Raw genomic sequence first — 12,734 nt, forward strand, 5'->3', positions numbered from 1 at the left:
TTTGCGGCAACGAAATGTACATAACAGTGTTCTGGCCACCCGCGAGGGCAGCCAAGCCGGCGAGCTAGAAGAGCCCGAGCGCCTGCCGCACGTGCACGTATTGCGTGAGGAAGGCGCGCTCATCGAGACGTTTGCGGCGCATCCACGACGTCACTTCGCTGTTGCCTTTGCTGGCGTTGCAAGAGCCGCAGGCGGGCACGACGTTGCCGACGGTGTAGCTGCCGCCGCGCGAGATGGGCTGCACGCAATCCTTCTGAAGCGCAGCATCGGCAGCGGTGCAATACGCGCAGCCGCCCCACTCGCGCTTGAGCTCTTCCCATTGCGCGGCGGTGAGGTCGTTGTCGGCGGCGTCAACCCGACGTTTGCGGCGTCGTGCAGCACGCGCCCGTCGAGTTTGAGCCACAGCCATAGGGCTAAGTTACTGCACCGCTGGCCACCACCTAGGCTGAAACCATGGATGGATTTCTTCCCGGCGGAAACATGAATGCGGTTGAGCGCAGCGGCGACACGGTGCTTCGCAATGCTGGCCCGTGGACACCGACCGTGCACCGCTACCTCGACTACCTTGCGGTGGCGGGGATCGACTGGGCGCCGCGTCCGCTTGGTATTGAGAATGATCGGGAACGCCTCTCCTTTATCGAGGGTGACGTGCCGCTCTATCCGCTGCCCGACTGGGTGTGGACGGATGCCGTGCTTGAGCAGGGCGCGCGCCACCTTCGGCAACTTCACGACGCCAGCATCGGGTTCGGCCTAGACGGTGCTGTGTGGCAGTCGCCAGCGAAAGTCCCAGCAGAAGTCATCTGCCACAACGATTTTTCACCCCACAATCTGGCCTTCGCTGACGGAGAGATCGTGGGAGCGATTGATTTCGACATGTGCTCGCCAGGCCCTCGGCTCTGGGATCTCGCCTACTTCGCGACGCGGGCAGTTCCGCTGACATCAATGACCCCCGACAACGCACCGGGTATGGATGATGCGCGCCGTCGGGTCGAACTTCTCTTGGCCGCTTACGGTTCGGATGCGACGTGGAGCGACATCCTGCGAGTGGCAGCTATTCGGCTCCACGACCTCGCGCAGATGTCTCTCGACAAGGCTGTGGAACTCGCGAAACCCCACTTGCGTGATGAAGCCGTCGAGTATGACCGCGACGCGAACTTTCTGCGCGAGCTCATGGCTGACGAGCGTCGAACGAGCCAGCAGCCGAACTAAGAGCCGGTCGCCTAGCGCCCCGCGCGACGCGAGGAGATGACCCCGGTGTCGAAGCCCATGAGGTTGAGTCCGCCATTGAAGCGGGCGTGCTCGACCTTGAGGCAGCAGTCCATGACCACCGTGAGCCCTTGCGATTCGCCGTAGACGGCGGCTTCTTCGTTCCAGATGCCGAGCTGCACCCACACAGCCGGATTCTGGCCATGCAGTGCGCCGATGGCGAGCACATCGTCGATCACACTGGGGATGTCGCTGGCTTTGCGAAAGACATCCACAATGTCGGGCACTTCGGGCAGCGATGCCAGATCGGGGTACGCCTTCTCGCCGAGGATCGTGTCGGCGTTGGGGTTCACGAAGTACACGCGGTAATCCGTCGACTGCAACAGGTAGGTGCCCACGAAATAGCTCGAACGCGAGGGATTGGGGGAGGCCCCCACGATCGCGATCGACTTCGCACCGCGCAAAATAGCGGCACGCTTCTTGGCATCCGGCCCCACCCAGGTTCGCTGCGACTTGAGCAGTTTGGCGAGCGGCGAGCTGGCGGGCAGGTCGCACGTGAGCCCGTTGCTGAGCTGGGTGGTCTGCAGGTCTTCGGTCGACATCCTTAGCCCTTCGTCGCTGCGGTTAGTGCCTGATCGAGGTCGGCGATGATGTCTTCGGGGTCTTCAATTCCCACGCTGATGCGCACGACACCGGGCAGTACGCCGGCATCGGTGAGCTGCTGCTCGGTGAGCTGCGCGTGAGTCGTCGACGCGGGATGAATCACGAGCGTTTTCGCATCACCAATGTTGGCGAGGTGGCTGGCTAGCTCAACACTTTCGATGAACTTTTGGCCGACAGTGCGGCTGCTCTGTGTTGCCGATCCACGCACCTCGAACGAGAACACCGAGCCGGCGCCCTTCGGTAGGTACTTCAGCGCACGCTCGAAATGTGGATGCCCCGGCAGGCCCGCCCAGTAGACGGTCTCGACCCGCGAATCGGCTTCGAGCCACTCGGCAACCGTGCGCGCGTTGTCGACGTGGGCTTGCATTCGGAAGGGAAGGGTTTCGACGCCGGTCGCGAGTAGCCAGGCCGAGTGCGGCGACAGGGCGGGCCCGATGTCGCGTAGCTGCTCTGCGCGCAAGCGAGTGAGGAAGGCGTATTCGCCAAAGTTGCCGCTCCAGTTGAGACCGCCATAGCTTGGCACCGGCTCATCGAAGAGGGGGAAGCGGTCGGTGGCCCAGTCGAAGCGGCCGCTCTCCACCACTACGCCGCCGAGGGTTGTGCCCGCGCCACCCAAGAACTTCGTGGCCGAGTGCGTGACGACATCGGCGCCCCACTCGATCGGGCGGTTCAGGTACGGCGTCGCGACCGTTGAGTCGATGATGAGCGGCAGATTGTGCGCGTGAGCGACCTCCGCCAAACCCTCAATGTCGGCAATCTCGCCCGACGGGTTCGCGATGGTCTCCGCGAAAATCAACTTGGTCTTGTCAGTGATGGCCGCAGCATAGTCTTCGGGGTCGGCGGAGCGCACGAATGTTGTCTCTACGCCAAAACGGCGCAGCGTGACATCCAGCTGCGTAATGGAACCGCCATAAAGATTGGCGCTCGACACAATGTGATCGCCGGCGCCGGCGAGCGACGCGAAGGTAATGAACTGCGCGCTCAGCCCACTACCGGTGGCAACGGCGCCGAGTCCGCCTTCGAGCGACGCAACTCGTTCCTCGAAACTCGCGACCGTCGGGTTAGCAAGCCGGGAATAGATGTTGCCGTACTTCTGCAGCGCGAAGCGGGCGGCGGCATCCGCGGTGTCATCAAAGACGTACGCGCTCGTCTGGTAAATCGGCAGGGCGCGAGAGCCCGTAGTCGCATCGGGAATGTTGCCCGCGTGAATTGCGCGCGTGCGAAAACCATAATTGCGGTCGGAACCACTCTGATCAGCCATAGCCACAGGCTACCCAAGCGGATGCCGCCTCAAGATTTGTGACGTAACAGAACGCCACGAAACGGCTGGCCTAGATCCAGGTCGGCAACCACCAGCGCAGCCGCAGCAGGTCGTAGTCGATGACCTGGCCCGTCCAGAGCGGCCAGAAGAACACGCTGACCGCGATCACGACGACCAGGAATACCGCGACCACTCCGAGGCCGCTCGTTCGTCGATAGCGGTCGTCGTCGCGGCTACCGAGGATCACTCCGAGCGCCGCCACGAGCGCCAAAATCAGGTACGGCTCGAACACGATTGTGTAGAACTGAAAAACAGTGCGGTTCAGGTACAACAACCACGGCAAGTAGCCGGCCGCGACGCCCATCAGAATGAAGCCGGTCTGCCACTGGCGGTAGCGAACCAAGCGATACACGAGGTACAGCATGGCTGCGGTTGCAGCCCACCAGATGATCGGGTTGGCGATTCCAGAGATGGAGGCGCCGCAGGCATCCGCAAAACAGCCATCGTCGCCGCGGGAGAGGTTCTCGTAGAACATGCTCGTGGGGCGGATGAGTAGCAGCCACGTCAGAGGGTTCGCTTGGTAGGGGTGTGGTCGGGTTTCGCCCACGTGATAGTTGTACACGCTCGACTGAAAGTGCCACAGGCTCTGGATGTCGAGGGGCACCCAGCTGAGAACACCCGTCCACGCATTGCCGTCAGTGTCGGCCCACGATCGGTCGTAGCTGTTGTCGCTGAGAAACCAGGCCGTCCACGTGCTGAGGTACACGAGCAGCGCAATCGGCACGGTCAGCAGGAAGCTCACGGGGGCTTGCTTGAAGAGAGTGCCGGAGCCCCAGAAGCTGATGCCAGCCTGGCGGCGAGCGAGGGCATCCACCACCAGGCTGTAGACGGCGAAGGCCGCCAAGAAGTAGAGCCCGTTCCATTTGACGGCGGCAGCCAGCCCAAAGGCAACGGCGGCGAGCATGAGCCACGGTCGCCACCACAGCGCCGGGCCCCATTCGGTGCTCGCACCGCGAAGCCCACGGCGACTGATCCACAGCGCCAGCCGGGTGGCCGAATGCTCACGATCGAGCAGCATGGCACCGACCCCGAGCAGAGCGAAGATCATGACGAAGTTGTCGAGCAAGGCGACGCGGCTCATGACAATCGCGTTGCCATCGATCGCCATCAGCAACCCTGCCAGCGTGGCGAGAAGCGTGGAGCCGAAGAGTTTCTTGGTAATCAGCATGAGCACAACGACCGCGAGAATGCCGACGAGGGCCGTGGCGATGCGCCAGCCGAACGGGTCTTCGCCGCCGCCCGGCAACATGCCCAAACCAATCAACCACTTGCCGAGCGGGGGATGCACGACGAACGACGGATCGTTAAGAAAGATGTTGACCTTGCCGCTGTTGAAGAGCGCATCTGCTTCGGCCGGCCACTGTGCCTCGTAGCCGAGGTTCACGAGCGTCCACGAATCTTTCACATAGAAGGTCTCGTCAAACACCAGCGACGACGGATGCGCGAGGCCCACCAGTCGCGTGAACGCAGCGATCACCAGCACGATCGCCGGCCCGGCCCACCCGAGCCAGCGGCGGGTCAGCGGACTTCTCGCCGCCCACCAGTCATCGAGGCGGGAACCCCCGGCGGTGGCGTAGTGGTGGCCGGTGGCACGTGCGGAATTCGCATCCGAAGCCGCTTCAGCATCCGTAGTCGAACTCGCGGGAGAGTCGTTCGCCACGATGGCGTCGAAGTCGCGCGGGTTCGTCTGGCTCACCCCGTAATGCTACTGAGGGAAGTCGTGAGCTGCTGACCGGATCGCAGGTTTCGGCGCGCCGCCCGGCGGGGACCACGGTAGAGCGCGGCTAGGGGGCAGTGCTTGCGTCATCCCCGCGCACGCTCGGAGTTCCGAAGGCTCGCCAGATCCAATTCACAGCGGTTTCGGCGGGCGGACGCGGCTCCATCGCAAGCCACGCTTCGATAATTCCGAAGGTCGCCCCGGTAACGCTGGCGCTTTCGATCTCGAGAGCCACACCTTCGAGTTGCTCCGTGCCGTGGTTGACGATGCCGTCGCGCACGATCTGTTTGAGGCGGGTACGCATGCGAAAGGCCACGAGCGCCGAACCTCGGGGGCCGAGCGCGCTGGAGTACACGGCAGCGTTGGCGTCGATATGGCTGAGGTAGTCGCTGAGGGCGGGTGGGGCGACGTCGCTCTCGGGGTCGAGGTCGGTTAACTGGGCGCTGGCTTCCGCTGCCGCGGATTCGATGGCGAAGGCCAGCAGCGTCTCTTTGTCGGTGTAGTGCTGGTAGAAGCTGCTGCGGTTCACTCCCGCCCGTTCGGCAATATCACCGACGGTGACTTCATCGAAGGGGCGCTCTTGAGTGAGGGCGAAGAGTGCCTGCTGCAGGCTGTGACGCGTGCGTTCGACTCGGGCATCCATTCTCTGATTGTCGCAGATGTCGAGGGCCAAATTGAGAGTTTTCCGACAACTGTTGGAAAACTCGCCAAATAGCAATACGATTGGCGCAGGCCCGATGAAGTGCTCGTTTTCGTATTCCCAACGAGAGGTTTTCTTCAGCATGGCTGAACTCCTGTACCGACTGGGCCGGCTCTCGGCTCGCCGCGCGTGGCTCTTTATCGTGAGCTGGATCGCCGTTCTCGGCCTTGCTGGCGGAGCCTTCGCGCTCTTCGGCGGCACCCTCTCGTCGACCATGACCATTCCCGGCACCGAAACCGAACGCGTCGCCGATGAACTCACCGAACAACTCGGAAACGTGGGCGGAATCTCTGCCACGGTCGTGTTCAGTTCAGAAGATGGCAGCGCGCTGAGCGACTCCCAACAGAGTGAGATTACGGATGCTCTCGCCGACCTCACCTCGCAGAGCGATGTCAGCGCGGTCATCGACCCCTTCGAGACCGACGCTCAGCGTGAAGAGCAAGCGCAACAGCTCGTGGACGGCCGCGAGCAGATCGACGCGGCCAACGCGCAACTCGTCGAGGCTCGCGACCAGCTTGACGCCGCTTTCGAGCAATATGAGAACGGGCAGATCCAACTGGATGCCGCAATCGCCGAAGCGAAGGCTGGTGGTTACTACGAGCTCTCGCAGGCCGAGTTCGATGCTCAACAGGCGCAGCTCGACGCGGTATTCGACGAGCTGGGCGTGCAAGAAGAAGCGTGGGAAGACGGCGTCATCGAGCTCGGAAAGCAAGAGCGTGAGCTCGGCTTTGGCGAGCGCCTCATGGATGCGGCCGCCAACATCAGCTTTGTCTCCGACGATGGTGCGACGGCTCTCGGTCTCATTACCTTCGATAGCGAACTTCTCGACCTCTCGGCGGAAACCAAGAGCGAGATCACCGAAAAACTGGACAGTGTCGACATCGAGGGCGTGACGGTCGATTATTCGTCGACGCTGACGCTCTCCACTGATGGTCTGCTAGGCGTGGGTGAGATTATCGGTGTGCTGCTGGCTGGCGTCGTTCTGCTGGTGCTGTTCCGCTCGTTCTTGCCAGCAACGCTGCCGATCGTGTCGTCAATCATCGGTGTCGGCGTCGGCGTCGCAGGCTCGCTCGCGTTCTCGGGGGTAGTCGACATGACCTCCGTGACGCCGATTCTGGGTGTGATGCTCGGCCTCGCGGTCGGTATCGACTACACGCTCTTCATCGTGCAGCGTCACCGTCGCCAACTCGCGGCGGGCATGGAGCTCCACGAGTCGATCGGTCTCGCCAACGGAACCTCGGGTAACGCCGTGCTGTTCGCCGGGTCGACGGTTCTCGTCGCGCTGCTCGCACTCAATGTGAGCGGCATCCCGTTCCTTGGCGTTATGGGTACTGTCGGCGCTGTCTGCGTTCTCATCTCGGTGCTGATCGCTGTGAGCCTTACTCCGGCCCTGCTGGCGCTGCTCGGCAAGCGCGTGCTTTCTCGCAAGGCGCGCGCCAACATTGGTCACGAGTCGCACGTGCTTCCTCCGGCCCGCGCTATGCGCACCAGTCGTGCGGTAGTCATGCTCATTGTGGCAACGCTCGGGCTGCTGATCGTGGCGATTCCCGCGCTGTCGATGCGATTGGGGCTTCCCGACGGCTCGTCAGAACCCGCAGATTCCACGCAATACCGCACCTACATGACGATCGCCGAAGAGTTTGGGGCGGGCCAGAACGGCACCCTCCTTGTCACGGCGACGCTCCCCACCGGCGTCTCCGAAGAAAACGAGCTCGAAACTCAAGCCGACCTCGTCGACCAGCTACTCGCCTTCGATAACGTCGAAGCGGTCGCTCCCATCGGCGTCTCTGCCGATCGGGACTACTTCGCGTTCCAGCTCGTTCCTGTGGAGGGGCCCACGAGCGTGTCGACGGGCGAGCTCGTTCACGAGCTGCGCGATAGCTCTCCGCTAGCGGGAGACATCGAGCTCGGCGTTGCTGGCTCGGCCAGTGGCAACATCGACATCTCCGAGAACCTCGCTAACGTGCTGCCGCTGTATCTTGCGGTCGTCGTCGGCCTGTCGCTGATCATCCTGATTCTGGTGTTCCGCTCTCTTCTCGTGCCGGTCATCGCCACCGCGGGCTACGTGCTGTCGCTGTTGGCGGCCTTCGGCGCGATGGTTGCCGTGTACCAGTGGGGTTGGTTGGGCGCGCTCTTCGGCGTCACCGACCCGGGTCCGCTGTTGAACTTTGCCCCGATCATCATCATGGGCGTGCTGTTCGGCCTCGCGATGGACTACCAGCTCTTCCTCGTGTCGGGAATGCGCGAAGCGTACATTCACGGGGTGCCCGCCAAGGCCGCCGTTATGAGTGGGCTGCGCAGTGGCCGTGCCGTTGTCACCGCTGCCGCCATCATCATGATTGCCGTCTTCGGCGGCTTCATCTTCTCGCACTTGGCGATCGTTCGCCCGCTCGGCTTCGGCCTCGCCATCGGCGTGCTCTTCGACGCTTTTGTCGTGCGGATGATGTTGGTCCCGGCCCTGATGCACCTGTTCGGTAAGTCCGTGTGGTGGTTGCCTCGCTGGCTCGACCGCATCCTGCCGAGCGTGGACGTAGAGGGCGCCGCGCTCGAGCGCAGCCACGCGATTCACCCCGTGGCTCCGGATGACGTGAGCAGCGGCCCAGCACCGACTGCCCGTTAGCGCCCGGCTACACCTCACACCCGCGCTCGCGGCGTTTACTGCCCGGAGAAGCTTCGCTCTACAGCGGAGTCTCTTCGGGCAGTAGTGCGTTTGGCCCCGCCCCGGGTGCGCCGGGGATGCGGGATGCCGCCCGCACCGCCCCGATGGAGGCTGCGATCACGAGCACGATGCCGACACCCTGGATGAGCGTGATGCTCTGGCCGAGCACGAAGAATCCCGCGCCTGTCGCGATGGCCGGAGCCAGTGCCATGAGCACCGAGAAGGCCGAGGCCGAAATGCGACGCAGCGCAATGAGTTCGAGAGCATAGGGAATCGCCGAGGAGCAAATAGCCACCGCGAGGCCGCGCACCAGAATTGACGGCTCGAGCAGCGTGCTACCTGCTTGCGCGATACCGAAGGGGAGGCTGATGATCGCGCCGATCGCCATGGCGATGGCGAGGCCATCCAACCCGGCAAACACCTGCCCGGTCTTGCGCGACGCCAAAATGTAGCCTGCCCATGACACCGCGGCGGCAAGCGCGAAGGCAACACCGACCGGGTCGAGAGCGCCGACGCTGCCGAGGCTTAGCAGGGCAACGCCGGCGAAGGCGAGCACTGCCCACAGCCACGCGCTGGCGCGGCGGGCAACAATGACGGAAAGAACGAGAGGGCCCAGCACCTCGATTGTCACGGTAGCGCCTAGGTCGACGCGCGAGAGGGCTTCGTAAAACAGCAGGTTCATGCCGCCGAGCGAAATACCAAAAATGACCGCCATGAGCCACGCGCGCTTCGAGATAGCACGCAGGTTAGGGCGGGCGATGGCGAGCAAGATTGCCGCCGAGAAAACCAGCCGCAGCGACACCATTCCGGCGGGCCCCACCTCGGGGAATAACAGCACGGCAACCGAGGCACCAACGTCTTGGAAGATGAGCCCAAAGACCACGAGCATGGCGGCGCCGAGAGGGGTTCCTCTCAAGGGCGGGGGAGTCGACATAGTGCAACACTACGACCTCAGCAGGGGTGCTTTGCGCACGTCAGATCGTGCCGGAATGCGCCCGCGCCGCACGCAGCGAGAGCGGGTGGGAGAATGGGGGAGTGATCATTCTTGCGGCGACTCCCATCGGCAATCTGGGCGACGCTTCTCAGCGTCTCATCGAGGCACTCACGAACGCTGAGGTGATCGCGAGCGAAGACACGAGAACGACCATCCATCTCATGCGGGCTTTAGGCATTGAGAACCGCCCGCGACTGATTCCGCTGCACGAACACAACGAGTCGGAAAAGGCGACCGAGATCGTCGACCTCGCCCGCGATGCCGATGTTCTTGTACTCAGCGACGCCGGGATGCCCGCCATCAGCGACCCGGGATTCCCACTCGTTGCCGCCGCCGCCGCCGCCGGGGTCACCGTTACCGCTCTGCCCGGGCCGAGTGCCGTGCTCACCGCCCTCGCGGTGTCGGGATTGCCCACCGACCGTTTCAGCTTCGAAGGTTTCTTGCCCCGCAAGGGACGGGTTGCGTACTTCCGTGGCCTTGCTCGCGAAGAACGCACGATGGTGTTCTTCGAGAGCCCCAACCGTTTACCAGCGGCGCTCGCCGACCTCGCCACCGCGCTGGGCGATGACCGTCGCGCTGTCGTCTGCCGCGAACTCACCAAGATGTACGAAGAGGTCGCTCGCGGCACCGCCGCTGAGCTCGCCGAGAAATTCAAAGATGGAGCCCGGGGCGAGATCTGTCTCGTGGTCGAAGGTGCGGCCCCCGCGACATCCGATCTGCCGACCGCGGTCACCTACGTACTCTCGCTCGTCGCCGACGGCGCTCGACTGAAAGAAGCGGCAACTGAAGTGGCCGAGCAGACCGGGCTGAGCAAGCGTGAACTCTACGAAGCGGCGTTGCAGGCTAAGAAGAAGTAGCCCGCGCACCCAAGGCGATTAGGCTTGGGCTTCGCACACCGTTTTCAACTCGTGGTGGTCTTGAGTTAACGCTTTCTTGGTGACGCCGAGAAACAGCAAACCGACAACGCTCATGAGCCGCGCCCCGAACGTGAGCGGCGTCATTGTGAAGCGATACTCGAGGCGCGTTCCGCCGTGACTGGGCATGAACAGGTAGACGCTTTGGTAGTGCGTACCGTGTGATTGCGCGTCAACCGTGTACGACACATCCTGTTCGTAGTCGGTGACCCACATCACTTCGGTGGCCTCCCGGCCAGCGAACGTGCGCGTTTCGCGCCACTTTGTACCGAGCTTGAGTTGGGCTGGACCCTCGAGCACTTCTAGGGAGTTGATGCCGCTGAGATGAGCGGGAGCGTTGTCGAGGTCACAGAAGACTTCGAATACGCGCTCCACCGGGGCGTCAATGTGCACGCTCTCGGTGATCTTCATAAGGGCTCCCTTGTCCGTAGTCGAGTCACGATGCTTTCGGCGAACGAGATGCAGCGTGCCCGGGGATCCAGCCTACGACGTTACGCGGCGACCGGCACCTGCGCTGCAGCGGGAGCGACGGTGTCGCTCTTCCGCACGAAGCGCTTGAGGGCGACCACGATCAGTGCCGTCACGATGGTTCCTGCGACAATCGCGACCAGGAACATCGGGAAGGGGTTGATCGCGAAGAACACGAAGACACCACCGTGCGGTGCCTGCGACGTGACACCGAACGCCATGATGATGGCACCGGTAACCGCACTGCCGATCGCGCTGGCGGGGATCACGCGCAGCGGGTCAGCAGCAGCGAACGGGATGGCACCTTCGGAGATAAACGAAGCACCGAGCAACCACGCAGCCTTGCCGTTTTCCTTCTCGACGGGCGAGAAGAGGCGGCGAGCAAGAACGGTAGAGGCGAGAGCCATCGCGAGAGGAGCAACCATTCCGGATGCCATGACAGCGGCCATGATCATCCACGGTCCCTGATTGTCGATCGCACCCGCACCGAGGCCGGCGACAGCAAACGAGTACGCAACCTTGTTGACGGGGCCACCGAGATCGAAGCCCATCATGGCTCCCAGAATGAGACCGAGAACGATGGCGGATGCCCCGTTCAGGCCGTTGAGGAAGTCGTTGAGGGCCACGGTGAGCGAAGCGATCGGTCCGCCGAGAATGAGCACCATGAGGCCGGAGGCGAAGATCGACGCGAGCAGCGGAATCACGACAACGGGCATGAGACCACGGAACCACGCGGCGGTCTTGCGCTGAGCGAGCCAGTGAGCGGCAACACCCGCGAGGAGTCCACCGACGATACCGCCGAGGAAGCCGGCACCCATGAGCCCAGCTACCGCGCCGGCGGTGAAGCCGGGAGCGATGCCGGGGCGGTCAGCGATCGCGTAGGCGATGTAACCGGCAAGGGCGGGAACGAGGAAGCCCATCGAGGCGGCACCGATCTGGAAGGCCGCGGCGCCGAGATAGGCAGCAATGCCGCCCTCAGGCAGGTTCCACAGACTGTTCTCGAGAATGATGCTGCCCGCGGTCTCGGTGATGAGGTATCCACCGAGCAGGAAGCCGAGCGCGATCAACAGACCGCCACCGGCGACGAACGGAATCATGTAGCTCACACCGGTGAGCAGAGCACGCTTGACGGTCTGGCCGAAGTGCTCGTCGCTCGTGCTGCTGGTGGCTTCGCTGGCTGCTCCGCCCCCGGCAACGCGCGTGGCGTTGGGGTCGCTGGCGGCGGCAAGGGCTTCCGCGATCATCGCATCGGGGGCGTCAATGCCGCGCTTGACGGGCGACTGCACGACAGCCTTGCCTGCGAAGCGAGCCTTGTCGCGAACATCCACATCGACAGCAAAGATGACGGCGGATGCCGCAGCAATCACCGCAGGATCAAGCGGCGTCGCCCCCGAAGAGCCCTGAGTCTCGACGTGGAGTTCTACGCCAGCACGCTCAGCGGCGGCGGCGAGTGAATCGGCTGCCATGTAGGTGTGGGCGATGCCGGTGGGGCACGCGGTGACGGCAATGAGCACGGGGCGAGCGGCGGCGTCCGCGTCTGCATTCGCATCCTGGGAAGGAGCTGCGGAAGCCGTCGCGGCGGCAGCACCGGCACCAGCGGCTGCGGGCGCGGCCTTCTCTTCGGGAGCGGTCGCCTGCTCCACGAGAGCAACGATCTCCTCGCGAGTAGCCGCGGCCCGCAGGCTGTCCACGAATTCGGGGTTCACGAGCGACCGCGCGAGAGCGGAGAGCACCGTGAGGTGTTCTTGGTCGGCGCCCGCGGGAGCAGCAATCAAGAAGATGAGGTCGGCGGGAGCATCCGTGGCGCCAAAGTCAACGGCAGGCGCGAGGCGTGCCATCACGAGGGTTGCTTCGGTGACGGCTTCGGAACGGCAGTGAGGAATCGCGATACCGCCAGGAACTCCGGTATCGGTCAGCTGCTCACGAGCCCACGCGTCGTCAAAAAGTGATTCTGCAGCGGTGGCCCGGCCCTGTTCGGCGACGAGATTCGTCAGCGCACGGATGACGCCCGCGCGGTCGGTGCCGAGATCGGCATCCAACAACACGAGGTCGGGGGTGATGAGTTGCGACATTGCTTTCTCCTTGTATGCAG

At 63.6% G+C, this 12,734-nt stretch carries 11 protein-coding genes; 3 read left to right on the forward strand and 8 right to left on the reverse strand.

What is annotated here, in order from left to right; genetic code table 11:
• Positions 1-64: 64 nt before the first annotated feature.
• Entirely contained in the window at positions 65-409 is a 345-nt protein-coding gene (locus tag ACWTV1_RS09445; RefSeq protein ID WP_498505119.1) for an HNH endonuclease, read from the reverse strand.
• Between the two features lie 44 nt (positions 410-453).
• On the opposite strand from ACWTV1_RS09445, the gene ACWTV1_RS09450 reads away from it, so the two are divergent.
• Positions 454-1,209 (forward strand): phosphotransferase, encoded by a 756-nt coding sequence (locus ACWTV1_RS09450; protein ID WP_498505120.1) that lies wholly within the window; start codon positions 454-456, stop codon positions 1,207-1,209.
• 11 nt (positions 1,210-1,220) lie between these two features.
• On the opposite strand, the gene ACWTV1_RS09455 is transcribed toward ACWTV1_RS09450, so the two are convergent.
• From ACWTV1_RS09455 to ACWTV1_RS09470, 4 genes are all read right to left on the reverse strand, one after another.
• Complete coding sequence (locus ACWTV1_RS09455; RefSeq protein ID WP_498505121.1) at positions 1,221-1,808, reverse strand: CoA-binding protein; 588 nt, start codon at positions 1,806-1,808, stop codon at positions 1,221-1,223.
• 2 nt (positions 1,809-1,810) lie between these two features.
• Complete coding sequence (locus tag ACWTV1_RS09460) at positions 1,811-3,130, reverse strand: O-acetylhomoserine aminocarboxypropyltransferase/cysteine synthase family protein (RefSeq protein ID WP_498505122.1); 1,320 nt, start codon at positions 3,128-3,130, stop codon at positions 1,811-1,813.
• 70 nt (positions 3,131-3,200) lie between these two features.
• A complete protein-coding gene (locus ACWTV1_RS09465) occupies positions 3,201-4,886 on the reverse strand; it encodes a dolichyl-phosphate-mannose--protein mannosyltransferase (RefSeq protein ID WP_498505123.1) in 1,686 nt (561 codons plus the stop codon).
• An 88-nt stretch (positions 4,887-4,974) separates the two neighbouring features.
• Positions 4,975-5,550 (reverse strand): TetR/AcrR family transcriptional regulator, encoded by a 576-nt coding sequence (locus tag ACWTV1_RS09470; protein ID WP_498505124.1) that lies wholly within the window; start codon positions 5,548-5,550, stop codon positions 4,975-4,977.
• 139 nt (positions 5,551-5,689) lie between these two features.
• On the opposite strand from ACWTV1_RS09470, the gene ACWTV1_RS09475 reads away from it, so the two are divergent.
• Positions 5,690-8,227 (forward strand): MMPL family transporter, encoded by a 2,538-nt coding sequence (locus tag ACWTV1_RS09475; protein WP_498505125.1) that lies wholly within the window; start codon positions 5,690-5,692, stop codon positions 8,225-8,227.
• A gap of 58 nt (positions 8,228-8,285) precedes the next feature.
• Here ACWTV1_RS09475 and ACWTV1_RS09480 read toward each other — a convergent pair whose 3' ends face one another.
• Positions 8,286-9,155 (reverse strand): EamA family transporter, encoded by an 870-nt coding sequence (locus tag ACWTV1_RS09480; RefSeq protein ID WP_498505324.1) that lies wholly within the window; start codon positions 9,153-9,155, stop codon positions 8,286-8,288.
• Positions 9,156-9,301: 146 nt separating this feature from the next.
• On the opposite strand from ACWTV1_RS09480, the gene rsmI reads away from it, so the two are divergent.
• Positions 9,302-10,117 carry a 16S rRNA (cytidine(1402)-2'-O)-methyltransferase gene (rsmI, locus tag ACWTV1_RS09485; RefSeq protein WP_498505126.1) on the forward strand — a complete coding sequence of 272 codons (816 nt, stop codon included), beginning with the start codon at positions 9,302-9,304 and terminating at the stop codon, positions 10,115-10,117.
• A gap of 18 nt (positions 10,118-10,135) precedes the next feature.
• On the opposite strand, the gene ACWTV1_RS09490 is transcribed toward rsmI, so the two are convergent.
• Both ACWTV1_RS09490 and ACWTV1_RS09495 read right to left on the reverse strand, forming a co-directional pair.
• On the reverse strand, positions 10,136-10,585 hold the full coding sequence (locus tag ACWTV1_RS09490; RefSeq protein ID WP_100389636.1) for an SRPBCC family protein: 450 nt from the start codon (positions 10,583-10,585) through the stop codon (positions 10,136-10,138).
• Between the two features lie 80 nt (positions 10,586-10,665).
• Positions 10,666-12,714 carry a PTS fructose transporter subunit IIABC gene (locus tag ACWTV1_RS09495; protein WP_498505127.1) on the reverse strand — a complete coding sequence of 683 codons (2,049 nt, stop codon included), beginning with the start codon at positions 12,712-12,714 and terminating at the stop codon, positions 10,666-10,668.
• Positions 12,715-12,734 lie beyond the last annotated feature (20 nt).

The sequence above is a fragment of the Salinibacterium sp. VpJ6 genome (assembly GCF_059767345.1).

Bases quoted from the DNA above. Each gene is read 5' to 3' on its own strand.
- ACWTV1_RS09445 (WP_498505119.1), bottom strand. From the start codon at position 409: ATGGCTGTGGCTCAAACTCGACGGGCGCGTGCTGCACGACGCCGCAAA.
- ACWTV1_RS09450 (WP_498505120.1), top strand. From the start codon at position 454: ATGGATGGATTTCTTCCCGGCGGAAACATGAATGCGGTTGAGCGCAGC.
- ACWTV1_RS09455 (WP_498505121.1), bottom strand. From the start codon at position 1,808: ATGTCGACCGAAGACCTGCAGACCACCCAGCTCAGCAACGGGCTCACG.
- ACWTV1_RS09460 (WP_498505122.1), bottom strand. From the start codon at position 3,130: ATGGCTGATCAGAGTGGTTCCGACCGCAATTATGGTTTTCGCACGCGC.
- ACWTV1_RS09470 (WP_498505124.1), bottom strand. From the start codon at position 5,550: ATGGATGCCCGAGTCGAACGCACGCGTCACAGCCTGCAGCAGGCACTC.
- ACWTV1_RS09475 (WP_498505125.1), top strand. From the start codon at position 5,690: ATGGCTGAACTCCTGTACCGACTGGGCCGGCTCTCGGCTCGCCGCGCG.
- ACWTV1_RS09480 (WP_498505324.1), bottom strand. From the start codon at position 9,155: ATGCTCGTGGTCTTTGGGCTCATCTTCCAAGACGTTGGTGCCTCGGTT.
- ACWTV1_RS09490 (WP_100389636.1), bottom strand. From the start codon at position 10,585: ATGAAGATCACCGAGAGCGTGCACATTGACGCCCCGGTGGAGCGCGTA.
- ACWTV1_RS09495 (WP_498505127.1), bottom strand. From the start codon at position 12,714: ATGTCGCAACTCATCACCCCCGACCTCGTGTTGTTGGATGCCGATCTC.